General features: G+C 60.3%; 24 protein-coding genes and 1 pseudogene. 16 read left to right on the top strand and 9 right to left on the bottom strand.

Going from position 1 to position 23,108, the window contains the following annotated elements:
• The first annotated feature begins 52 nt into the window (after positions 1 to 52).
• Both H621_RS0111255 and H621_RS0111250 read left to right on the top strand, forming a co-directional pair.
• On the top strand, positions 53 to 2,107 hold the full coding sequence (locus H621_RS0111255; protein WP_028943499.1) for a c-type cytochrome: 2,055 nt from the start codon (positions 53 to 55) through the stop codon (positions 2,105 to 2,107).
• Between the two features lie 146 nt (positions 2,108 to 2,253).
• Positions 2,254 to 3,369, top strand: coding sequence for a succinylglutamate desuccinylase/aspartoacylase family protein (locus tag H621_RS0111250; protein WP_028943498.1), 1,116 nt, complete (start codon positions 2,254 to 2,256; stop codon positions 3,367 to 3,369).
• Between the two features lie 22 nt (positions 3,370 to 3,391).
• On the opposite strand, the gene H621_RS0111245 is transcribed toward H621_RS0111250, so the two are convergent.
• The gene (locus tag H621_RS0111245) at positions 3,392 to 3,625 is read right to left on the bottom strand and encodes a hypothetical protein (RefSeq protein WP_028943497.1); all 234 of its coding nucleotides are present in this window, start codon (positions 3,623 to 3,625) and stop codon (positions 3,392 to 3,394) included.
• Positions 3,626 to 3,725: 100 nt separating this feature from the next.
• Positions 3,726 to 4,292 (bottom strand): dCTP deaminase, encoded by a 567-nt coding sequence (gene dcd / locus H621_RS0111240; protein WP_028943496.1) that lies wholly within the window; start codon positions 4,290 to 4,292, stop codon positions 3,726 to 3,728.
• Positions 4,293 to 4,642: 350 nt separating this feature from the next.
• Between dcd and H621_RS0111235 the strand changes: the two genes are divergently transcribed.
• Positions 4,643 to 4,852, top strand: coding sequence for a cold-shock protein (locus H621_RS0111235; protein ID WP_028943495.1), 210 nt, complete (start codon positions 4,643 to 4,645; stop codon positions 4,850 to 4,852).
• Between the two features lie 120 nt (positions 4,853 to 4,972).
• Here the strand turns inward: H621_RS0111235 and apbC are convergent, their stop codons facing one another.
• Positions 4,973 to 6,067 carry an iron-sulfur cluster carrier protein ApbC gene (gene apbC, locus H621_RS0111230; RefSeq protein ID WP_028943494.1) on the bottom strand — a complete coding sequence of 365 codons (1,095 nt, stop codon included), beginning with the start codon at positions 6,065 to 6,067 and terminating at the stop codon, positions 4,973 to 4,975.
• A 156-nt stretch (positions 6,068 to 6,223) separates the two neighbouring features.
• Here apbC and metG point away from each other — a divergent pair, with 156 nt between their 5' ends.
• From metG to H621_RS0111190, 8 genes and pseudogenes are all read left to right on the top strand, one after another.
• Positions 6,224 to 8,263 (top strand): methionine--tRNA ligase, encoded by a 2,040-nt coding sequence (gene metG / locus H621_RS0111225; protein ID WP_028943493.1) that lies wholly within the window; start codon positions 6,224 to 6,226, stop codon positions 8,261 to 8,263.
• Positions 8,264 to 8,353: 90 nt separating this feature from the next.
• Positions 8,354 to 8,935: an Rnf-Nqr domain containing protein gene (locus tag H621_RS0111220; RefSeq protein ID WP_028943492.1), complete on the top strand. Its 582-nt coding sequence runs from the start codon at positions 8,354 to 8,356 to the stop codon at positions 8,933 to 8,935.
• Positions 8,932 to 9,768: pseudogene (rsxB, locus tag H621_RS0111215) on the top strand (electron transport complex subunit RsxB); the annotation flags it as partial. The gene H621_RS0111220 and the pseudogene rsxB, both read left to right, overlap by 4 nt.
• 4 nt (positions 9,769 to 9,772) lie before the next feature.
• Positions 9,773 to 10,759, top strand: a complete 987-nt coding sequence (locus H621_RS0111210; protein WP_028943490.1) for an RnfABCDGE type electron transport complex subunit D — start codon at positions 9,773 to 9,775, stop codon at positions 10,757 to 10,759.
• A 2-nt stretch (positions 10,760 to 10,761) separates the two neighbouring features.
• Positions 10,762 to 11,373 carry an RnfABCDGE type electron transport complex subunit G gene (locus tag H621_RS0111205; RefSeq protein WP_425337418.1) on the top strand — a complete coding sequence of 204 codons (612 nt, stop codon included), beginning with the start codon at positions 10,762 to 10,764 and terminating at the stop codon, positions 11,371 to 11,373.
• A complete protein-coding gene (locus H621_RS0111200; RefSeq protein ID WP_028943488.1) occupies positions 11,366 to 11,890 on the top strand; it encodes an Rnf-Nqr domain containing protein in 525 nt (174 codons plus the stop codon). Before H621_RS0111205 ends, H621_RS0111200 begins: the two co-directional genes overlap by 8 nt.
• A 4-nt stretch (positions 11,891 to 11,894) precedes the next feature.
• The gene (gene nth / locus H621_RS0111195; protein ID WP_028943487.1) at positions 11,895 to 12,533 is read left to right on the top strand and encodes an endonuclease III; all 639 of its coding nucleotides are present in this window, start codon (positions 11,895 to 11,897) and stop codon (positions 12,531 to 12,533) included.
• Positions 12,534 to 12,638: 105 nt separating this feature from the next.
• Complete coding sequence (locus H621_RS0111190) at positions 12,639 to 12,818, top strand: PA3496 family putative envelope integrity protein (protein ID WP_028943486.1); 180 nt, start codon at positions 12,639 to 12,641, stop codon at positions 12,816 to 12,818.
• Between the two features lie 104 nt (positions 12,819 to 12,922).
• Here H621_RS0111190 and H621_RS0111185 read toward each other — a convergent pair whose 3' ends face one another.
• Positions 12,923 to 13,549 (bottom strand): response regulator transcription factor, encoded by a 627-nt coding sequence (locus tag H621_RS0111185; protein ID WP_028943485.1) that lies wholly within the window; start codon positions 13,547 to 13,549, stop codon positions 12,923 to 12,925.
• 432 nt (positions 13,550 to 13,981) lie between these two features.
• On the opposite strand from H621_RS0111185, the gene H621_RS28015 reads away from it, so the two are divergent.
• Complete coding sequence (locus H621_RS28015) at positions 13,982 to 14,503, top strand: hypothetical protein (RefSeq protein ID WP_028943484.1); 522 nt, start codon at positions 13,982 to 13,984, stop codon at positions 14,501 to 14,503.
• A 44-nt stretch (positions 14,504 to 14,547) separates the two neighbouring features.
• On the opposite strand, the gene H621_RS0111175 is transcribed toward H621_RS28015, so the two are convergent.
• Both H621_RS0111175 and H621_RS27035 read right to left on the bottom strand, forming a co-directional pair.
• Positions 14,548 to 15,765 (bottom strand): argininosuccinate synthase, encoded by a 1,218-nt coding sequence (locus H621_RS0111175; RefSeq protein WP_028943483.1) that lies wholly within the window; start codon positions 15,763 to 15,765, stop codon positions 14,548 to 14,550.
• Positions 15,766 to 15,894: 129 nt separating this feature from the next.
• Positions 15,895 to 16,845: a flagellar protein MotY gene (locus H621_RS27035; RefSeq protein WP_036989697.1), complete on the bottom strand. Its 951-nt coding sequence runs from the start codon at positions 16,843 to 16,845 to the stop codon at positions 15,895 to 15,897.
• A gap of 130 nt (positions 16,846 to 16,975) precedes the next feature.
• Between H621_RS27035 and pyrC the strand changes: the two genes are divergently transcribed.
• On the top strand, positions 16,976 to 18,022 hold the full coding sequence (gene pyrC, locus H621_RS0111165; RefSeq protein WP_028943482.1) for a dihydroorotase: 1,047 nt from the start codon (positions 16,976 to 16,978) through the stop codon (positions 18,020 to 18,022).
• A complete protein-coding gene (gene rnt / locus H621_RS0111160; protein ID WP_028943481.1) occupies positions 18,019 to 18,687 on the top strand; it encodes a ribonuclease T in 669 nt (222 codons plus the stop codon). Before pyrC ends, rnt begins: the two co-directional genes overlap by 4 nt.
• Before the next feature lie 62 nt (positions 18,688 to 18,749).
• On the opposite strand, the gene H621_RS0111155 is transcribed toward rnt, so the two are convergent.
• Positions 18,750 to 19,352 carry a peroxiredoxin gene (locus H621_RS0111155; protein WP_028943480.1) on the bottom strand — a complete coding sequence of 201 codons (603 nt, stop codon included), beginning with the start codon at positions 19,350 to 19,352 and terminating at the stop codon, positions 18,750 to 18,752.
• A 232-nt stretch (positions 19,353 to 19,584) separates the two neighbouring features.
• Here H621_RS0111155 and H621_RS0111150 point away from each other — a divergent pair, with 232 nt between their 5' ends.
• Both H621_RS0111150 and bfr read left to right on the top strand, forming a co-directional pair.
• Positions 19,585 to 19,803: a bacterioferritin-associated ferredoxin gene (locus tag H621_RS0111150; protein ID WP_028943479.1), complete on the top strand. Its 219-nt coding sequence runs from the start codon at positions 19,585 to 19,587 to the stop codon at positions 19,801 to 19,803.
• Between the two features lie 199 nt (positions 19,804 to 20,002).
• The gene (gene bfr, locus H621_RS0111145; RefSeq protein WP_028943478.1) at positions 20,003 to 20,473 is read left to right on the top strand and encodes a bacterioferritin; all 471 of its coding nucleotides are present in this window, start codon (positions 20,003 to 20,005) and stop codon (positions 20,471 to 20,473) included.
• A 55-nt stretch (positions 20,474 to 20,528) separates the two neighbouring features.
• Here the strand turns inward: bfr and grxD are convergent, their stop codons facing one another.
• Entirely contained in the window at positions 20,529 to 20,864 is a 336-nt protein-coding gene (gene grxD, locus H621_RS0111140; RefSeq protein WP_028943477.1) for a Grx4 family monothiol glutaredoxin, read from the bottom strand.
• A gap of 92 nt (positions 20,865 to 20,956) precedes the next feature.
• The gene (locus tag H621_RS0111135; RefSeq protein WP_028943476.1) at positions 20,957 to 23,065 is read right to left on the bottom strand and encodes a molybdopterin-dependent oxidoreductase; all 2,109 of its coding nucleotides are present in this window, start codon (positions 23,063 to 23,065) and stop codon (positions 20,957 to 20,959) included.
• Between the last annotated feature and the right edge of the window lie 43 nt (positions 23,066 to 23,108).

The raw sequence follows: 23,108 nt of genomic DNA, 5'->3' as shown, positions 1-23,108 counted from the left end.
CACACCTGCGCCCAAGGATCGCTCCAGGCCGGGTGAATAAAGGAATATTGCAATGGCTTGTGCCCTTTCACGTCTGGCGCTATACGCCGCGACGTTGTTGTTGATCCCAACCCTTCACGCCAGCGACGCAGCGCCGGCAACAACCCCACCTGTACCGGTCGACAACACCCAGCTCGAACGCGGCAAGTACGTGGCACAACTGGGCGACTGCATCGCCTGCCACACCGCCCCCAAGGGCCCACTCATGGCCGGTGGCCTGCAGTTGAAAACGCCCATGGGCATTATCTACTCCAGCAACATTACGCCCGACCCGGACACCGGCATTGGCCGCTACAGCTTCGAGCAGTTCGACACGGCCATGCGCGAGGGTGTGAGGGCGGACGGCACCCACCTCTATCCGGCCATGCCTTATCCGTCCTACGCCAAAATGACCGAAGAGGATATGCGCGCACTCTTTGCCTACCTGATGCACGACGTTCCACCGATCAGCCGCTCCAACCAGTCTGCCAACATGAGCTGGCCGTTCAACATGCGTTGGGGCCTGGCGTTCTGGAACTGGGCCTTCCTCGACACCCAGCCGTTTGAAGCCGACCCCGACCAGGACCCTGTGATCAATCGCGGGGCTTACCTGGTACAGGGCCTGGGACATTGCGGTGCCTGCCACACACCTCGGGGCATTGCCTTCCAGGAAAAAGCCCTGAGCGATGCCGGCAGCAGCGGCAAGCACTTTCTCGCCGGCGAAACCGTAGAGCACTGGCGTGCCTTGAGCCTGCGCAACTTGTGGACGGTACCGGACACCGTGCAATTGCTCAAAACCGGACAAAATCGCTTTGCCACCGTTTCGGGCAACATGGCTGAAGTCATCCATCACAGTACCCAGCACTTCAGCGATGCCGACCTCGTCGCCATCGCCAGCTACCTCAAATCCTTGCCGCCGGGAGAGCATGACTTGCCCATGCCGGCCGTAGCGCTGACACCGGCCATGCCGCCGGATGACCTGTACAGCAGCCGTGGCGGCCTGGGCTACACACAGTTCTGCAGCGACTGTCACCGCACCGACGGTGCAGGCGTCAAAGGCATGTTTCCACCGCTTGCCGGCAACCCCAGCGTGACCTCGAACGACCCGACTTCCTTGCTGCATATCACCCTCACCGGCTGGAAAACTGCGCAGACCGCAACCCACTCACGGGTCTACACCATGCCCGGCTTCGCTCGCCTGTCGGATCAGGAAATCGCCGAGATACTCACCTTCGTACGTGGGCACTGGGGCAACGACAGCCCGGCCGTCACCGCCCAGCAGGTGAAGAAACTGCGTGGCCAGCTCAACCCGCAAACGACTGATTCAACCGCGTTCCAGACGCCACGCCTGGCCGACCTGCTGGCAGCCCCGAACGCCGAGCAAGTCGTGCGCGGTATGCGCCTGCACCTGCAGACCAAGGCACTGTTGCCCGACAACGTCGGCAACGCCCTGAACTGCACAAGCTGCCACCTGAACGCCGGTACCGTGGCCGACGGCTCGCCCTTTGTCGGCGTGTCGGCCTTCTTCCCCGGCTACGCGCCGCGCGCCGGCAAAGTGATTACCCTGGAGGAACGTATCAACGGCTGCTTCCGTCGCTCCATGAACGGCACGCCGATCCCGCCTCAATCGGCCGACATGCAGGCCATGGTGGCGTACTTCGAGTGGATGAAGAACAACACCCAGCCTGGCGACAAGGTGGCCGGACGCGGTGTCGGCAAGATCGACCCGGCTATCAAGCCAGACCTCGCCAATGGCCAGCAGGTGTACGTCAAGCAATGCGCGGTATGTCACGGCAGCAATGGTGAAGGTCTGGCACGCGACGATGGCAGCCTGGTGTTCCCGCCATTGTGGGGAGAACAGTCGTTCAACATCGGTGCCGGCATGGCGCGCACCTACACGGCAGCGGCCTTCGTCAAACGCAACATGCCGATCGGCTTTCACGAACGCTTCCCGCTGGGCCAGGGCGGCTTGAGTGATCAGGAGGCGGTGGATGTCGCCACGTGGTTCTCGCAACAGCCCCGGCCTGACTTCCCCGACAAGGCCAAGGACTGGCCCAACGGCGGCAAGCCGGTGGATGCTCGTTACTGATCCGTAGCAGCGGGCTCGCTCCGCGATGGCAATCTACCTGAACGATTGCTATCACGGGGCAAGCCCGCGCCTACAAGTAAGGGACTGCGCGCCTGGAAACTTTATGCTTATATCAACCTTTCCAGGACCGACTCACTAGGACCGTTATGCATCACTCGACCCACGACATTCTGGCGCCGGTTCCAGGCATCGCCCGCCAGATTCACAGCTTTCATTTCGGCCCACGAGGTGCCGGCAAAATTTATATCCAGGCATCACTGCACGCAGACGAGCTGCCCGGCATGCTGGTGGCCTGGCATCTCAAGCAGCGCCTGGCAGAGCTCGAAGCAAAGGGCATGCTGCGCCGCGAAATCGTATTGGTTCCGATTGCCAACCCGGTGGGCCTGGAGCAGGTACTGATGGACGTGCCGCTCGGCCGTTTCGAGCTGCAAAGCGGAGAAAACTTCAACCGCAACTTTGTCGACCTGAGCGACGCTATCGGTGATCAGATCGAGGCCCACTTGAGCCAGGATCCTGCGCACAACGTGGCCTTGATTCGCGAGTACCTGCGGCGCGCCCTGGATGCCCATCCTGCACACACGCCCCTGCAATCCCAGCGCCTGACACTGCAACGATTGGCCTGCGATGCGGAGATGGTGCTGGACCTGCACTGTGATTTCGACGCCGTCGCGCACCTGTACACCACGCCAGAGGCCTGGCCGCAGGTCGAACCCCTGGCGCGCTACCTCGGCACCCAGGCCAGCCTGCTGGCCACCGACTCGGGCGGGCAGTCGTTCGACGAGTGTTTCACCCTGGTCTGGTGGCAGCTGCACCAACGCTTTGGCAAACAGTTTCCCATTCCCCAGGGCAGCTTTTCGGTCACGGTCGAACTGCGTGGTCAGGGCGATGTGAACCACCCGCTGGCAAAACAGGACTGCACGGCGATTCTCGATTACCTGATGCATTACGGCGCTATCGAAGCCGAAGCTGCCCAGATGCCTGCGTTGCTCTACCCGGCAACGCCATTGGCAGGCGTCGAGCCGGTTGCAACGCCTTTGGGCGGGCTACTGGTGTTTCATGTCGAACCTGGCCAGTACCTGGAGGCAGGCCAGCTGATCGCAGAAGTGATTGACCCGCTCAATGACCGCGTGACACCGGTGAGCAATGCCCAGCCTGGCCTGCTGTACGCACGCTCACTGCGCCGCATGGCCACCGCGGGCATGGTCATCGCCCACGTTGCCGGTCGGCAGGCTTACCGCAGCGGCTATCTGCTATCGCCTTGAAGCGGTAAACCTGGAGCTCGGCTCAGGCCACAGGCGCGGGAGGCGGCTCGTCAGGCAGGGTCGGTTCGCCCGGCTCCATAGGCGGAACCTCACCGGGTTGCGGCGTCTCGGGGGTGTCTGGGTCAGGTTGACCAGGCACACCACCGGCGTGGGCGATGTGCGGATGCGGATGAGCCATCAACGACCAGGCCAGCACGCCGACATGGTTGGGCTGCAACACGGCCAGCTTGGCGCTGATGGTAGGGTCGAGTTTCATGGGGCAGCTCCTGGGTGAAGTGCGCCAGGCCTGTTGCCTGGCGAAACAGTTCACTGCATTGGAGTCTGCCTGCGGCAAGGAATTCCCTCGGCTTGTCGGCTCAGGTGCGTGGCAGGGTGACGCCGCGCTGGCCCTGGTACTTGCCGCCACGGTCCTTATAGGACACTTCACACTCTTCGTCGGATTCGAGGAACAGCATCTGGGCGACACCCTCGTTGGCGTAGATTTTCGCCGGCAAGGTGGTGGTGTTGGAGAACTCCAGGGTCACATGGCCTTCCCACTCCGGCTCCAGCGGGGTGACGTTGACGATGATGCCGCAGCGTGCATAGGTGCTTTTACCCAGGCAGATGGTCAGCACATTGCGCGGAATGCGGAAGTACTCGACGGTCCGGGCCAGGGCGAAGGAGTTGGGAGGGATGATGCAGACATCGCTCTTGACGTCGACAAAGCTGCCAGCGTCGAAATTCTTTGGATCGACGGTTGCCGAGTTGATGTTGGTGAAGACCTTGAACTCGTCGGCGCAGCGCACATCGTAGCCGTAGCTGGAAACACCGAAGGAGATCAGCCGGTTGTCGCTCTCACCGCGCACCTGGCGCTCGACGAACGGCTCGATCATGCCGTGTTCCTGCGCCATGCGGCGAATCCACTTGTCCGATTTGATGCTCATGGCGGGTGTCCTGAAGTAACGAGGTGAAGAAATTCTGTGGCGCATCTTACCGGGCCGGGCGCCGGGTTCAAAGTTTCATCCACTGCAAGGCAGCGAATCCCCGCCCGGCGGGGCTTGTAGCTAGCCCACCAACACCGTCAGTCATGATTTGCGCGAAAGCTGAACAAGACCATTGGCACGTTCTGGAAAAAGGGTTAAGGTGACGCCACTGTGCTGCACGTGTCACTGAGAATATCTACCTGATGCAAGATCTCGATCAACCCATCTTCATGAATTTTCTGCCTCTTTGCACTCAGTCTCGGCCAGGGCGTTTCCTGAGCCGTAGTTAACTTTGTCCAAGGAGACAGACCATGTCCAATCGCCAAACCGGTACCGTTAAGTGGTTCAACGATGAAAAAGGCTTCGGCTTCATCACCCCACAATCCGGTGACGACCTGTTCGTACACTTCAAAGCCATCAAGGCTGACGGCTTCAAGAGCCTGAAAGAAGGCCAGCAGGTTTCTTTCATCGCTACCCGCGGTCAGAAAGGCATGCAGGCTGAAGAAGTAGAAGTTATCTAACTTCCGCTTTACAGCTTGAAAAAAGCCCCGCCCTCAACAGGCGGGGCTTTTTTATGCCCGGTTTTTTTCGCCGGGCGAGCCCGCTCCTACGGTAGGAGCGGGCTCGCCCGGCGATGAGCCTCAATCCTCGCTGATGGTGATGCTCGGCATTGCCGGCGCAGCCGCTTCCTGCAATACAATCCGTGCGCCCACCTGGCGAGCCAACTCCTGGTATACCATGGCAATCTGGCTTTCCGGTTCGGCAATGGCTGTCGGCTTGCCGCTGTCAGCCTGTTCGCGAATCAGCATCGACAGCGGCAACGAGGCCAGCAGTTCAACGCCATATTGCGCCGCAAGCTTCTCGCCCCCACCCTCACCGAACAGATGCTCGGCATGACCACAGTTCGAGCAGATGTGGACCGCCATGTTCTCGACCACACCCAGCACCGGAATATTGACCTTGCGGAACATCTCGACCCCTTTCTTGGCGTCTAGCAGCGCCAGGTCCTGGGGGGTGGTGACGATCACCGAACCTGCAACCGGCACTTTCTGCGCCAGGGTCAACTGGATGTCACCCGTGCCTGGCGGCATGTCGATCACCAGGTAGTCGAGGTTGTCCCAGGCGGTCTGGGTCACCAGTTGCAGCAAGGCACCGGACACCATCGGACCGCGCCAGACCATCGGCGTGTTGTCATCGGTCAGGAACGCCATCGACATTACTTCTACGCCATGGGCCTTGAGCGGCACGAACCACTTCTGGTCACGGATCTGCGGGCGAGTGCGCTCGGGTATACCGAACATCACACCCTGGCTCGGACCGTAGATGTCCGCATCCAGAATGCCCACGCGGGCGCCTTCACGCGCCAGCGCCAACGCCAGGTTAGCGGCGGTAGTGGATTTGCCCACCCCCCCCTTGCCCGAGGCCACGGCAATGATGTTCTTGACGTTGGCCAGGCCAGGAATCTGGGCCTGGGCCTTGTGCTCGGCAATCACGCAACTGATCTCGACCTTCGCTGCGGCGACGCCGTCGATACCCTCGACGGCCGTTTGCAGGACCTGGGCCCAGCCATTCTTGAACAGACCGGCGGCATAACCGAGCTGTAGCTGAACATTGACCCGGTCGCCCTGGATGTCGATGGCCTGCACACAACCGGCGCTGACCGGGTCCTGGTTCAGATAAGGGTCGGTGTACTGGCGAAGAACGGCTTCGACGGCTGCGCGAGTGACGGCACTCATGGAGACTCCCGTGATAAAGACTGAGTAAAACAGGCGACTATGCTAACCCGCGAAACATCCATAGATACGTACATGGGGTGAAATAAATTTCCCGGCGTTTTATAGTGGCCGATCACCGTTTCATCTCAAGTAGCCGAAAAAAGTAGCCGAGCCCCCATGTCCGAGCCCCGTCAGATTCTCGTCACCAGCGCCCTGCCCTATGCCAATGGTTCGATCCACCTTGGCCATATGCTCGAGTACATCCAGACAGACATGTGGGTGCGCTTTCAGAAGCATCGCGGCAACCAGTGCGTGTATGTCTGTGCAGACGACGCCCATGGGTCGGCCATCATGCTGCGCGCCGAGAAGGAGGGCATCACCCCGGAGCAACTGATTGCCGCCGTCCAGGCCGAGCACAGTGGGGATTTCGCCGACTTCCTGGTGGATTTCGACAATTTCCACTCGACCCACGCCGAAGAAAACCGCGAGCTGTCGAGCCAGATCTACCTCAAGCTGCGTGATGCCGGGCACATTGCCACCCGCTCGATCACCCAGTACTTCGACCCGGACAAGAAAATGTTCCTGGCCGACCGTTTCATCAAGGGCACCTGCCCCAAGTGTGCCGCCGACGACCAGTACGGCGACAACTGCGAAAAATGCGGTGCCACCTACGCGCCCACCGAGCTGAAGAACCCGAAGTCGGCGATTTCCGGTGCCACCCCGGTGCTCAAGGACTCCCAGCACTTCTTCTTCAAGCTGCCTGACTTCCAGGCCATGCTTCAACAGTGGACCCGCAGCGGCACCTTGCAAGACGCCGTGGCCAACAAGATCGCCGAGTGGCTGGATGCTGGCCTGCAGGAATGGGACATCTCCCGTGACGCCCCGTACTTCGGCTTCGAGATCCCTGACGAGCCCGGCAAGTACTTTTATGTCTGGCTGGATGCGCCGATCGGCTACATGGCCAGCTTCAAGAACCTGTGTGACCGCCGCCCGGAGCTGGACTTCGACGCGTTCTGGAACAAGGACTCCAAGGCCGAGCTCTACCACTTCATCGGCAAGGACATCGTCAACTTCCACGCCCTGTTCTGGCCTGCCATGCTCGAAGGCGCCGGCTACCGCAAGCCGACCGGCATCAACGTCCACGGCTACCTGACCGTCAACGGCTCGAAGATGTCCAAGTCGCGCGGCACGTTCATCAAGGCCCGTACCTACCTGGACCACCTGTCGCCGGAATACCTGCGCTACTACTACGCGGCCAAGCTTGGCCGTGGCGTCGATGACCTGGACCTGAACCTGGAAGACTTCGTCCAGAAGGTCAACTCCGACCTGGTCGGCAAGGTGGTCAACATCGCCAGCCGCTGCGCCGGTTTCATCCACAAGGGCAACGACGGCGTGATGGTCGACGGCGACGCCGCGCCAGAGCTGACCGAAGCCTTCCTCGCTGCAGCGCCAAGCATTGCCGAGGCCTATGAAGGCCGCGACTTTGCCCGTGCCATGCGCGAGATCATGGGCCTGGCCGACCGCGCCAATGCCTGGATCGCCGACAAGGCCCCGTGGTCGTTGGCCAAGCAGGAAGGCAAGCAGGACGAAGTCCAGGCCATCTGCGCCCAAGGCATCAACCTGTTCCGCCAACTGGTGATTTTCCTCAAGCCGGTACTGCCACTGCTGGCTGCCGACGCCGAGGCTTTCCTCAACGTGGCGCCACTGACCTGGGCCGATCACCAGACCCGCCTGACCAACCACAAGCTGAACCCGTTCAAGGCCCTGATGAGCCGCATCGACCCGGTCAAGGTCGAGGCCATGGTTGCCGCGTCCAAAGAAGACCTGGCCGCCAGCCAGACCAGCGTCGTGACCGGCAACGGCGAGCTGGCCAAAGACCCGCTGTCGGCGGAGATCGATTTCGACACCTTCGCGGCTGTCGACCTGCGTGTGGCGCTGATCCTCAAGGCTGAAGCCGTGGAAGGCGCCGACAAGCTGCTGCGCCTGACCCTGGATATCGGTGACGAGCAGCGCAACGTGTTCTCCGGCATCAAGTCGGCCTACCCGGACCCGGCCAAGCTCGAAGGTCGCCTGACCATGATGATCGCCAACCTCAAACCGCGCAAAATGCGCTTCGGCATCTCCGAAGGCATGGTGATGGCCGCAGGCCCGGGCGGCGAAGAGATCTACCTGCTCAGCCCCGACAGCGGTGCCAAGCCAGGCCAGCGCATCAAGTAAACCCCACGCCCCGGACGTTTGCGTCCGGGGCGTTCTCTTCCTCGCGTCATTGCCGGATAATGGCGAACAGCCCTGGCATTCGGCACTTCCATGAGCGAACTCATCCTGGCCCTGATCAGCGCCGCGCTGATCAACAACCTGGTCCTGCACCAGGCGCTGGCCATCGACCCGCTGCTGCAACCCTCGGTCGATAACGACCGACGCAGGGTACATGCCCTGGGCCTGGCAACCCTCGCGCTACTGGCACTTGCCACCTGCCTGGGCCAGCTTATCTACCGACTTGCCCTGCAACCCCTGCAGCTCGAGTACCTTCGCCTGTTCGTATTCCTGCCCCTGTGCGTAGTGCTGATCGAGCCATTGCTGGGGTTGTTGTCGCGCGCTCTGCCTGCCCTGCCCTTCGACGGCTTGATGCCGTTGCTGCTGGGCAATACAGGGCTCCTGGGATTGACCCTCCAGATCACTCAGGGTGGTTACGCAGTGATGCAGACGCTGGCTTGGGGCTTGGGTGGAGGGCTGGGCTTCTGGCTGGCGCTGAGCCTGTTCGACGACCTGCGCCAGCGTAGCGACCATAACGCAATACCCTTGGCCTTTCGCGGCCTGCCCATCGAGTTGATCGGGGCAGGCGTGATGGCCTTGGCGTTTCTCGGCTTCAATGGATTATTCACATCATGAGTCTGATTCAACGCATCGACGCCCTGCTGCCGCAAACCCAGTGCGGAAAGTGCGGCCACCCTGGCTGCAAGCCTTATGCAGAGGGGTTGGCCAAGGGCGAAGCGATCAATAAGTGTCCACCCGGTGGTAGCGAAACCATCGCTGCACTGGCCAGCCTGCTGCAGGTTCCGGTCATTGCCCTGGACCCTGAGCGCGGCACTGCGCCGGCGCAAGTCGCCTACATCCGCGAAGCAGAGTGCATTGGCTGCACCAAATGCATCCAGGCCTGTCCAGTGGATGCCATCGTCGGCGCAGCCAAACTGATGCACACGGTTATCAGCGCCGAATGCACCGGTTGCGACCTGTGCGTGGCACCTTGTCCGGTGGACTGCATTGACCTGCTGCCACTGACCGCTACCAGCAACATCGTGGCGATTGTCGGCGGGTTGGCCCCTGACGCCGACACCCTGGCGACGCGTACCCGTAAACGCAACCAGGCTCGGCGCCGCTTCGAGCTGCGCAACAGCCGGCTGGAGCGCGAAGAGGCGCGCAAACAGGCAGAGCGCACGGCCCGTAGCCAGCGCACCGCGGCGCCAGGCACTGCCAGCCCCGGCGCGACAGCCGATGACCCGATCAAAGCCGCCATCGAGCGGGTCAAGGCGCAGAAGGCAGCCGCAGCCGATGCCGCCCTGAAACAAGCCAAGATTGCTGCCGCCATGAGCAGGGCCCAACTGAGCAAGGCACGGGCTGCCTTTGGCGCTACGCCAAACGATGCCCAGCAGGCCCAGCTGACTGAACTGGAGCAAGCGGCCGAACACGCCCAGGCACGTCTACACGCCCTGCAACCGGTCGCCGATCATGCCAGCCACTGACTCCAGCGATCGCCTGCGCAGCACGATGTCGCTGGTGCTGCTGGCGTGCATGCCGGGCGTGCTGACGTTGCTCTGGCAACATGGCTGGGGGATGCTGTTCAACCTTGTGTTGTGCGCAGGCTCGGCGCTGGCCAGCGAGGCCATTTCACTCAAGCTGCAACAACGCCCGGTGCGGTCTTCGCTCAATGACGGGAGCGCTCTGGTCAGCGCCTGCCTGCTGGCTGTTGCCTTGCCCGCCTATGCCCCCTGGTGGGTGCCGGTCATCGCCAGCGCCAGCGCCATTGCCCTGGGCAAGCAGCTTTACGGCGGCGTTGGCAGGAACCCGTTCAACCCGGCGATGCTCGGCTATGCCGTGGTGCTGCTCACCTTTGCACAGTCCATGACCCAGTGGCCCGGCGTACAGCTGCTGGACCTGGCCTCAAGCCTGCACTATGTGTTTGCCTGGAGCGGCACCGAACAACCCGACGCCTGGGCCCAGGCCACGGTCCTCGATGCCCTGCGCAACAACCGCAGCCTGACCCTGGACGAGCTGTTCGCCAGTCACCCTGGCTTTGGTCATTTCGGCGGCCAGGGCAGTGAGTGGGCCAACCTGGCGTTTCTGCTCGGTGGCTTGCTGTTACTGCAACGCAAGGTGTTCACCTGGCATGCACCGGTTGGCCTGCTGGCGAGCCTTTTCGTCATGAGCCTGGTGTTCTGGAATGGTTCGGGCTCAGACTCCAATGGCTCACCACTGCTGCATTTGCTCAGTGGCTCGACCATGCTGGCAGCATTTTTCATCGCCACCGAGCCGGTCTCCGGGCCCAAGTCAGCACAGGCCCGATTGATGTTCGGGATCGGAATTGGGGTATTGATCTACCTGATACGGACCTGGGGCAGCTACCCCGACGGCACCGCCTTTGCCGTGCTGTTGATGAACCTTTGTGTGCCGGCGCTCGAGCGCTGGGCCGAACGTCGGCAGGCGGTTCCCTCTTGAACCTGTCTGCAACAGGCAAGTGGATACTGCTGGTGCTCATTGCCGCATTGAGCATCGGCAGCGTCATCATCTGGCATCGCCTGGGCACTGATGCCATCGACCAGGCACAACAACAGCTCAAGGCGCAAACCTGGCTCAGCGTGCTGCCGCAAACTCTCTACGACAATCACCCCTTGCAGACGCCCTTGGCACTGGACACCGCCCCCCTCGCCCACAGCCGGTTACTGGCAGGCTATCGCGCCACATTGGCGGGCCAGCCCAGCGCTGTGGTGCTGCACAGTCTGGCACAGGGGTATGGCGGCCCCCTTGAACTGCTGATCGCCATTGATTCACAAGGACGCCTGATCGGCAGCAAGGTACTGCGCCAGCAAGAGACGCCAGGCCTAGGCGCCGCCGTGGCAGCACCAGACAACCACTGGCTGCAGGGCTTTGTCGGGAACAGCCGGCAGACGACTCCCGACGCCGCCTGGTCGCTCAAGCGCGACAACGGTCAATTCGATCAGTTGGCGGGGGCTACCATCACCTCCCGCGCCGTCATTCATGCCGTGCACGACGCCTTGCGCTACTTCGACGAGCATCGGCAGGTGTTACTGGGAGAGCGCAGCAATGAATAAGCAATGGCTTGCCGCCGTAAGCCTGGCGCCGCTGCTGGGCGCCACTCAGACGCTACACAACGCTGGCGCCATTGCCGGCCTGAGTGTCCTGGTGATCACCCTGCACCACCTGGCAATGAGCCCACTGCACCGCTGGCTCGACGGCCCCGGCAGGCTGCTTGCCAGCGTACTGCTATCGGCGGGGTTGACCACCTGCCTGGAGCTTGGGCTTCGTACCTGGACCCTGCCGTTGTACCTGGCGCTTGGCCCTTATCCGGCACTGATCGCCGTACAATGCCTGGTGTTTGAACACGCCCGTGGCGACACCCAGACCTTGCGGCAATCAGCCATCGTGTTGCTCGGTTTTGCTGCCCTGGCCTTGGGCCTGGGTGCTGGCCGCGAGTTTCTGGCGCAATGGGCAGGAATTCGCCTGGCCGCCCTGCTGCCTGGGGCGCTGATATTGATGGGCCTGCTACTGGCCCTGTACAACCGGGTTTGCCATGGGCGAGCCCCCTTACGTCGTCAAGGAAACCTTTGACCCCATGAATGCTGCCAAACGCCTGGAAATCTTTCGCAGGCTGCACGAAGACAACCCTGAGCCCAAGACAGAACTGGCCTATACCACGCCGTTCGAGCTGCTGATCGCGGTGATTCTTTCAGCCCAGGCCACGGACGTCAGTGTCAACAAGGCCACGGCCAAGTTGTACCCTGTCGCCAACACCCCCGAAGCCATTCATGCGCTGGGGGTCGACGGACTGTCGGCGTACATCAAGACCATCGGGCTTTACAACAGCAAGGCCCGCAACGTTATCGAAACCTGTCGCCTGTTGATTGAAAAACACGCAAGCCAGGTGCCGGAAACCCGCGAAGCACTCGAAGCGCTGCCCGGCGTAGGCCGCAAGACTGCCAACGTGGTACTCAACACAGCGTTCCGGCAAGTGGCGATGGCAGTGGACACGCATATTTTCCGGGTCAGCAACCGTACAGGCATTGCGCCCGGCAAAACGGTGCTTGAAGTCGAGAAGGCATTGATGAAGTTCGTACCCAAGGCCTACCTGCTCGACGCACACCATTGGTTGATCCTGCACGGGCGCTATGTATGCCAGGCGCGCAAACCGCGCTGCGGTAGCTGCCGGATCGAGGACTTGTGCGAATACAAGCAGAAAACCTCTGACGATTGAGAAGATAGTGAAATATGTACCAGGTCGATTGAAAAAATCTTTTTTACCAGCTCAAGGATTCTCGCTATAAGGTGCGCCAATGGCCCTCTTGGCTTGGAGTGACTTATGAGCACCGATAAAGAAGACCTGGATGTAGATGAAGATTTCACGCCGGCAGAGGCCGATGACGTGGAACCCGTTGTTGAAGTGGCAAAGACCAACCTCAGCAAACGTCGCACCATCGACAATCTGCTGGAAGAACGTCGCTTGCAGAAGCAACTCGCCGAGTTCGACTTCGACCTCTGACGCCACGCCATCCTCGGTCCGGGTGACTCACCCGGACACTCGAGCATTCAGTACCCGCTCAAACACAAAAGCCTCCGCAAGGAGGCTTTGTCGTTCCTGGAGCGTCAGACCAGACCGTTGCGTTGAGCCAGCTCGATCAGGTCTACCAGTGACCGCGCATTGAGCTTGAGTAGCAGCCGGGTCTTGTAGGTACTGACCGTTTTGTTGCTCAAGAACATGCCGTCGGCAATTTCCTTGTTGGTTTTACCACGGGCCAATTGCTGCAACACCATCATCTCTCGCCCTGACAGTCGCTCTACCATGTCGGCCTCGGTCGCCCCGCCCAGGTTGGAACGTACAGAATGCAGCGCCTGGTTCGGAAAATAGCTGTAGCCGGACAGCACCGCCTTGATGGCACTGAGCAGTTCCGTCAGGTCCTGCTGCTTGCAAACATAGCCGGCAGCGCCGGCCTGCATGCAGCGCATTGAGAAATGCCCGGGAGCTTGCGACGTCAGTACGAGAACCTTGACCCCTGGACAGGTGGAGTTGAGCCGGGCGATGACCTCAAGACCATCGAGCTTGGGAATGCCGATATCCAGAATGACGATATCCGGGCCATGCTCGCGCGCCAGTTGCAGCGCATCTACACCATTGTCTGTCTCCGCGATGACCTCATAGCCATGTCGCTCCATCAACATGCGTACAGCCAGGCGAATGACAGGGTGATCATCCACGATCAGCACTTTATTCATGGGCAAATCCAATTGTTTGCTGTTCGATATTTTGTCCCCGCACAATAGCCTAGTTACAGGACAAACTGTATTACGCTAATAACAGATAAATGCATACAAAGACACAACCTACAAATGCGGCAGACAATTCCTACAGATGTAACTACCACACACGGCACCAGAGTAGAGCCGCCCGCGCCAGTAGAGATAAATCTCTAAACCACACAACAAGGTAGCAGCACTATATATAAGCACCCCATCAACAACGCGATAGCCGGCGCAGGAAAAATCAACTTCACACGTTTGATAAATACCAAACACAAACAGTTAACAACCTGCAGACTCCCTTTAAAGCACAATCATTTCCCCTGACAGAAACGCAACCCCCTACCCGGCGCGCACTGCCCATAGTACATAACCTTGAACTTGACTCAGTCGAAGGGAGCAAAGGCCATGAGCAGAAGCGAGCCGCGTAGCCCGTTGACGATCATCGCGATTTTCGCGGGCATTATTGAGGCGTCTGCGCTGGCCTCACTACCGTTCCTGGGGGAGGACAGCCAGGGAATCTATACATGGTTTCTAGTCGGCTTTCCTTTCTTCCTCACCGTGCTGTTCTTTCTTACCCTGAACTTCAATTACAAATCCCTGTGTTCGCCAGACCTGCTTGAGACAGCCACATCGACTCCGCCACTGGCGGACCCGGAAGATCCCTCTGCCTTCAAGTCACAACCCGTGAAGAAAAATACAGACATTGTTGAAAACCCTGCCAAGCACGCCCCGGAACCGGCCGAACGCAATGAAATACCAGCAACTACGGTCACCATCAGCTTGAAGGGTGCAGGCGCCCAGCAAAGGCTCGACGCCTTTGTTGCCCAGGCGCTGCGTGAGCCCGGAGGGCCTTGCGACACCTGGATAATCTGCAATCTGGAAGCCGGTACTCAAATCACCTTGGTGTCCCAAGTGATCAGCCAATAAAAAACCCCGGACCAGGCCGGGGTTCTTTTGGATCAAGGCGTCGTTCAGATCAACGAGCGGCCCTTGTTGGCGGCAATACGCATGCGCAGGGCGTTGAGCTTGATGAAGCCCGCTGCGTCGGCCTGGTTGTAAGCGCCGCCATCTTCTTCGAAGGTGGCGATGTTGGCGTCGAACAACGAGTCATCGGACTTGCGACCGGTAACGATCACATTGCCCTTGTACAGCTTCAGACGAACCACGCCGTTCACGTTGACCTGCGAGGCGTCGATCATCTGCTGCAGCATCAGACGCTCCGGGCTCCACCAGTAGCCGGTGTAGATCAGGCTGGCGTACTTGACCATCAGCTCATCCTTGAGGTGAGCCACTTCGCGGTCCAGGGTGATCGACTCGATCGCCCGGTGGGCGCGCAGCATGATGGTGCCGCCCGGGGTTTCGTAGCAACCACGGGACTTCATGCCGACATAACGGTTCTCGACGATGTCCAGGCGACCGATACCGTTCTCGCCGCCGATGCGGTTCAAGGTAGCCAGTACGGTGGCCGGAGTCATCTCGACGCCGTCCAGGGCGACGATGTCACCGTTGCGGTAGGTCAGTTCCAGGTAGGTTGGAACGTCTGGCGCGGTTTCTGGCGACTTGGTCCAGCGCCACATGTCTTCTTCGTGCTCGGTCCAGGTATCCTCCAGCACGCCGCCTTCATAGGAGATGTGCAGCAGGTTGGCGTCCATCGAGTACGGCGACTTCTTCTTGCCGTGGCGCTCGATCGGGATGCCGTGCTTCTCGGCATAGTCCATGAGCTTCTCGCGGGACAGCAGGTCCCACTCGCGCCATGGAGCAATGACCTTGACCCCTGGCTTGAGCGCATAGGCACCCAGTTCGAAACGCACCTGGTCGTTGCCCTTGCCGGTGGCGCCATGGGAAATGGCGTCGGCGCCGGTTTCGTTGGCGATTTCAATCAGGCGCTTGGCGATCAGCGGACGGGCGATGGAAGTACCCAGCAGGTACTCGCCTTCATAGACGGTGTTGGCGCGGAACATCGGGAACACGAAGTCTCGGACGAACTCTTCGCGCAGGTCATCGATGTAGATTTCCTTCACGCCCATGGCCTGAGCCTTGGCGCGGGCCGGTTCGACCTCTTCGCCCTGACCCAGGTCAGCGGTGAAAGTCACCACTTCACAGTTGTAGGTATCCTGCAGCCACTTGAGAATCACCGAAGTATCAAGGCCGCCGGAATACGCCAGTACGACCTTTTTTACGTCCGCCATGCCATCACTCCACGGGGTTGTACGGAAAGCCGTCGATTCTACCGGCCTTGCGGCAAAATTTACAGTGGGGCGACAGCTTGTGACGACAAAGCGACAGGAACTGTCGAGAGCGCGACGGACGGTCGCAGCTCAGGACTTGACCGAGGGCTTGGTGGTTTCGGCCTGGACTGCCGGCGCCTGGGTTGCCGCAGGCGTCTCGGATGCATTTTCCATCGGCTTTTCCACGGGCGCCACACGGTCCAGCTGGATGTTGACCCGACGGTTACGCGCCCGATTGGCCGAGGAATTGTTCTTGGCCAGTGGGTAGCGTTCGCCATGAAAGCGAACGGTCATTTGGTCTTCAGCAATACCATGAGCCTTGAAGTACTCCATGACTGCCAGCGCCCGGCGCCTTGAGAGGTCGCGATTGGTCAGGCGATTGCCACTGTTGTCCGAGTGACCGTCGAGTTCGATATGGTTGACCGTAGGGTCGGCCTTGATAAAGTCCAGGATTACGTCCAGACGGGCCTTGGCATCGACGTCCAGGTCAATGCCACCACCGGGAAAACCGACACGCGCCTGGCGCACCTGATCGAAATTCATGGGTAGCAGCTTGGCGGCGCACACCTGATAGTCGCCGTATGCCTTGCTGAATTTCACCGGCAACAGGCGCACTTCTATTGCCCGACCGGCTTCACCTGCATAATTGCGCACCACGGTACTGCGTCCGTCGAGCAAGCCGTTGATCAGGCGACTGGCCTGGCCCTGGGAGCTGATGAAGAGCACGCCGCTGCGGGCCATGCGCACCGCCCCCAGGTTGATATCCGCACGACCTGGCTGCCAGGGCGCGGCGGCTGCAAACAGGGTCGCGGAGCCGCTGCCCAGTGCGTTGGTGCTCGAACGCAATTGAAACGTGGCCTGCTCGCCGGCACGGCGCACGAATTCACCACTGCCGAAATCGGCAATCGGCTGGACCAGCCGGCACTCGAACTGATCGCCTTCGACCTTCCACTCGATATTCTCCAGACGGGTCTGGAACGTGAGTGCCGTCGCGGGCAAGCAGGCAAACACACTGAGCAAGGCAAGATAACGCTGGCGCACGGGAGGCTCCACAGATTTTCACGGTATACCTGCAGGCTATCGGTCAGGTGCGGCAAAACTTGATAGAAAGTGCTCGAACCCGGCTTTTCCGGTAGCATTCAGCTTGAGTTCGACCCGCCTGGAATCCCCAATGTCCGACCGCCTGACCCTCCTGCGTCCCGATGACTGGCACATCCATCTTCGCGATGGCGCCGTGCTGCCCCATACCGTCGGCGACGTTGCGCGCACCTTTGCCCGCGCAATCATCATGCCCAACCTGGTACCACCGGTACGCAATGCCGCCGAAGCCGGCGCCTATCGCGAGCGCATCCTCGCCGCCCGTCCGGCCGGCAGCCGCTTCGAGCCGCTGATGGTGCTGTACCTCACCGACCGTACCCAGCCCGAGGAAATCCGCGCGGCCAAGGCCAGCGGTTTCGTGCATGCCGCCAAGCTCTACCCGGCCGGTGCGACCACCAACTCCGACTCCGGTGTCACCAGTGTCGATAACATTTTCGCCGCACTCGAGGCCATGGCCGAGGTCGGCATGCCACTGCTGGTACACGGTGAAGTGACCCGCGGCGAGGTCGACGTATTCGACCGCGAGAAACTGTTCATCGACGAACACATGCGCCGTATCGTCGAGCGATTCCCGACCTTGAAAGTGGTGTTCGAACACATCACCACCAGCGATGCCGTACAGTTCGTCAACGAGGCCCCGGTCAATGTTGGCGCGACCATCACGGCCCAGCACCTGCTGTACAACCGCAACCACATGCTGGTTGGCGGTATTCGCCCGCACTTCTACTGCCTGCCGATCCTCAAGCGCAACACCCACCAGGTGGCCTTGCTGGACGCCGCCACCAGCGGCAGCAGCAAGTTCTTCCTGGGCACCGACTCGGCACCGCACGCCCGTCACGCCAAGGAAGCGGCCTGCGGTTGCGCCGGCTGCTACACCGCCTATGCGGCGATCGAGCTGTACGCCGAAGCGTTCGAGCAACGCAACGCCCTCGACAAGCTCGAAGGCTTTGCCAGCAAGCATGGCCCCGACTTCTACGGCCTGGCGCGCAACACCGACACCATTACCCTGGTTCGCGAAAGCTGGACCGCCCCAAGCAGCTTGCCGTTCGGCGAGCAAACCGTTATCCCGCTGCGCGCCGGTGAGCAACTGCGCTGGCGCCTGCTGGAGGAAACTGCGTGAGTGAAGATCTGTACGATGACCAGGACGGTCCAAGTGGTGGCCCCCGTCACCCAATGGCGGAACGTTTTCGCGGTTACCTGCCGGTAGTAATCGATGTGGAGACCGGTGGCTTCAACAGCGCCACCGATGCCCTGCTGGAAATCGCCGCCGTGACCATCGGCATGGACGAGAAAGGATTCCTGTTCCCGGAGCACACCTACTTCTTCCGCGTCGAACCGTTTGAAGGGGCAAATATCGAGCAGGCGGCGCTGGAGTTCACCGGTATCAAGCTCGATCATCCGTTGCGCATGGCCGTGAGCGAAGAGTCGGCCCTGACCGACATCTTCCGTGGCGTGCGCAAGGCGCTGAAGGCCAATGGCTGCAAGCGGGCGATCCTGGTCGGGCACAACAGCAGCTTCGACCTGGGCTTCCTCAATGCTGCCGTGGCGCGCAACGACATGAAACGCAACCCGTTTCATCCGTTCTCGAGCTTCGACACCGCGACCCTCGCCGGCCTCGCCTACGGCCAGACCGTACTGGCCCGTGCGTGCCAGAGCGCCGACATCGATTTCGACGGGCGTGAAGCCCACTCGGCGCGCTACGACACCGAGAAGACCGCCGAGCTATTCTGCGGCATCGTCAATCGCTGGAAGGAAATGGGCGGCTGGCAAGACTTCAACGACTGAAGCCCACTCCTCGCGGCACAAAAAAAACCGGCCATTGAGGCCGGTTTTTTTGTGGCTCGCTATTACAGCTTGCCAGCGTTCTCGCTCAGGTATGCAGCAACGCCTTCAGGCGAAGCGGTCATGCCCTTGTCGCCTTTCTTCCAGTTGGCAGGGCAGACTTCGCCGTGCTCTTCGTGGAATTGCAGGGCGTCGACCAGACGCAGCAGCTCGTCCATGTTACGGCCCAGCGGCAGGTCGTTGATGATCTGCGAACGAACGACACCCTTGTCGTCGATCAGGAACGCGCCACGGAAAGCGACGCCGCCTTCGGACTCTACGTCGTAGGCCTTGGCGATTTCGTGCTTCATGTCGGCAGCCATGATGTACTGGACCTGACCGATGCCACCGGCATTGATCGGGGTGTTGCGCCAGGCGTTGTGGGTGAAGTGCGAGTCGATCGACACGGCGATCACTTCAACGTTGCGGTCGCGGAACTCGGACATGCGGTGATCCAGAGCGATCAGCTCGGACGGGCAGACGAAGGTGAAGTCCAGTGGGTAGAAGAACACCAGGCCGTACTTGCCCTTGATGGCCGAAGCCAGGTTGAAGCTGTCGACGATTTCGCCATTGCCCAGCACGGCTGGAACGGTGAAGTCCGGGGCTTGTTTGCCAACGAGTACGCTCATTCGATATCTCCTGATGGTTTGAAACACGTTGCCAGGCAAGCTCCAGCCGACCTGACCACGCAAAGACCGGCCATGATACACGGCCAGGCGCTGCACGCCGAATTTCAGGCAACCTGATTCGAATCCTGCCGTCGGTCGCCCTGGCACGTCTCGTTCCGAATGAGCTTTGACAAGCATTCTCATTAACATTAAGCTTCTTCGCATTGAGCCTTTACCAGTGATGGTCTGCCCTATGTATGTGTGTCTTTGTGTTGGTGTAACCGACGGACAGATCCGCGATGCGATCTATGAAGGATGCTGCAGCTACAAGGACGTCAGAGCCGCTACGAATGTGGCAAGCCAGTGCGGCAAATGCGCCTGCCTGGCCAAGCAGGTAGTGCGTGAAACCTTGACCGAATTGCAGGTCAGCCAGGCCGCACTGCCCTACCCTGTGGAATTTACCGCCGCGTAAAAACAGCCCATTTGAAGAACCGGACCCAGCGTCCGGTTTTTTTATGCCTTTAATTCAACAAGTTAGGGTTAAAACGCGGAACACAAACATTCTTATTCCGATTAATTTTCACTTATTATTCAATAACTTAGGTTTGACAGCCGAAGTTGCGAAGCTCAAACTCCTGCTTATAGGCACACTTACAGGGCAGGACCCCATCATGAAAGGCGACGTTAGCGTCATCCAGCATCTCAACAAGATCCTCGGAAACGAGCTGGTCGCAATCAACCAATACTTCCTGCATGCCCGCATGTATGAAGACTGGGGTCTGGAGAAGCTCGGCAAGCACGAATACAAAGAATCCATCGACGAAATGAAGCACGCTGACAAACTGATCAAGCGCATTCTGTTTCTCGAAGGCATTCCCAACGTCCAGGACCTGGGCAAGCTGCTGATTGGTGAACACACCAAGGAAATGCTCGAGTGCGACCTGAAGATCGAGCAAAAAGGCCTGGTGGACCTCAAGGCCGCCATCGCCCACTGTGAAACCGTTGGCGACTTCGGCAGCCGTGAAATGCTCGAAGACATCCTCGAGTCCGAGGAAGAGCACATCGACTGGCTGGAAACCCAGTTGAGCCTGATTGACAAGGTCGGCCTGGAAAACTACCTGCAGTCGCAGATGGGCGAATAAACCATCCCATAAAAAAAGCCCCGCAATGCGGGGCTTTTTTTTACCAAACCTGTACTCAGGCCTTGGCCGCCTCAGCCTTGGCTGCAGCTTCCTTGATCAGGGTCTGCAGTTCGCCGTTGGCAAACATCTCGGCCATGATGTCGGAACCGCCGACCAGTTCACCGGCAACCCACAGCTGTGGGAAGGTCGGCCAGTTGGCATACTTTGGCAGGTTGGCGCGGATTTCCGGATTCTGCAGGATATCCACGTAAGCGAATTTCTCGCCACAACCCATCACGGCTTGCGCCGCCTTGGCCGAAAAACCGCACTGCGGGGCATTCGGCGAGCCTTTCATGTAAAGCAGAATGGTGTTGTTGGCAATCTGCTCTTTGATTGTTTCGATGATATCCATGAAGCACCTCGCGGCTGAACTTTCCGACCTGGTTGTCGGCACGGTGACGCATTGTATCGGAAAGCCAAGCATGACGCTCGGCCTTGCCGATATCAGGCCGCAACCACTTGCACCGGCACGCCATTGAGCGCCGCATTACCCGACACGGCATCGAGTTGACGCTCGTCTGTCAGGTCGTTGGCGCTGGCGCCCGGCTGATGCTGTGCAATCTCCATGCGCACGCCGGCACGGGCATGGCCAAAACCATGAGGCAGGCTTACCACCCCAAGCATCATGTCTGCGCAGGCCTGCACCTCGACCTCGATGCTGCCGACCCGTGAACTGACTCGGACCCGCTGTCCATCCTGCAACTGTCGGGTATTCAGGTCCTCGGGATTCATGAGCAACTGATGGCGCGGCTTGCCTTTCACCAGGCGGTGATAGTTGTGCATCCAGGAGTTGTTGCTGCGTACATGTCGGCGACCAATCAATAGCAGTTGCTCCGACGGCGCCGGTGGCAAGCCGGCAAAGCGTTGCAGGTCGATGAGAATCTCCGGCGGCGCCGCCTGGATGCGCTGGCTGGCCGTTTTCAAGCGCGTCGCCAGGTTAGGCTGCAGCGCCCCCAGATCAATGCCGTGAGGGTGCTGGTCAAGCGTGTCGACCGACAGATTGAACGGTGTGCCTTCACCATAGCGCCCGCCTCGCAAGCCGAAGTCGATCATCTGCGCGGGTGGCAAAGTGGGCTTCAAAGGCTTGTCGCTGAGCCTGGCGAACGCCTTGGCCAGACCGACAAAGATTTCCCAGTCGTGCAACGCACCTTCAGGTTTGGGCAGGATCGCCCGATTGAAGCGACTGACATTGCGCACGGCAAAAAGGTTGAACGTGGTGTCGTAGTGATCGTTCTCCAGTGCCGAGGTGGACGGCAGGATCAAATCTGCGTAACGGGTGGTTTCGTTGATGTAGAGGTCAATACTGAGCATGAACTCAAGTCCGTCAAGGGCACGCTCCAACTGCCGGCCGTTGGGAGTGGACAGCACCGGATTGCCAGCGACTGTCACCAAGGCGCGAACCTGTCCCTCACCCTCGCACAGCATCTCTTCGGCCAGTGCCGCCACCGGCAGTTCGCCACCGTATTCCGGCAAACCGGAAACCCGGCTCTGCCAGGCATTGAAGTGCCCGCCACTCGTGCTGGCCACCAAGTCGACCGCAGGTTGTGTACACAAGGCGCCGCCGACCCGATCCAGGTTGCCACTGACCAGGTTGATCAGTTGCACCAGCCAGTGGCAGAGCGTGCCGAAGGCCTGGGTCGAAATGCCCATGCGCCCATAGCAGACTGCCTTGTCGGCGGCGGCAAAGTCCCGGGCCAGTTGGCGGATGACTGCAGCAGCGACCCCACACAATGGCGCCATTGCTTCGGCCGTGAAGGGTGCAATCGCCTGGCGCACTTCATCTAGCCCGTCGACCGGCAGCACCGTCGGACGCTCCAGGCCTTCACTGAACAAGGTATTGAGCAGCCCGCACAGCAATGCCGCATCGCCACCAGGCCGGATGAACACATGCTGGTCGGCCACGGCCGCGGTTTCACTGCGACGCGGGTCGACCACCACCAGTTTGCCGCCACGGGCCTGGATGGCTTTCAAGCGCTTCTCGACGTCTGGCACGGTCATGATGCTGCCATTGGACGCCAGCGGGTTGCCGCCCAGGATCAGCATGAAATCGGTATGGTCAATGTCCGGGATCGGCAACAACAGCCCATGGCCATACATCAGGTAGCTGGTCAGGTGATGCGGTAACTGGTCGACCGAAGTCGCCGAAAACCGATTGCGGGTCTTGAGCAAGCCGAGGAAGTAGTTGCTGTGGGTCATCAGCCCATAGTTGTGCACGCTGGGGTTGCCCTGGTACACCGCCACGGCATTCTGCCCGTGGGCCTGCTGGATGGCCCAGAGCTTGTGCGCCGCGAGTTCGAACGCTTCGTCCCAACTGATCGCCTGCCAACTTTCGCCCACGCGCTTGTGCGGCGCATGCAGGCGATCAGGGTCGTTCTGGATGTCTTGAAGGGCCACAGCCTTGGGGCAGATATGGCCTCGGCTGAAGCTGTCCAGAGGGTCACCCTTGATCGAACTGATCCGCGGCCCGGTGTCCGCTTCGTGGGTGATTTCGATGGTCAGGCCACAAATGGCTTCGCACAGGTGGCAGGCACGGTGATGCACGGTCTTGTTCATGAGCACCTCTTTCGGGTGTCTGGTGATGCGCCTGACTATGAGC

This window comes from Pseudomonas vranovensis DSM 16006 (assembly GCF_000425805.1).
GTDB classification, from domain to species: Bacteria; Pseudomonadota; Gammaproteobacteria; order Pseudomonadales; family Pseudomonadaceae; genus Aquipseudomonas; species Aquipseudomonas vranovensis.
Note: the sequence above shows the minus strand (reverse complement) of the source record. Positions and strands in the feature narration are given on the sequence as shown.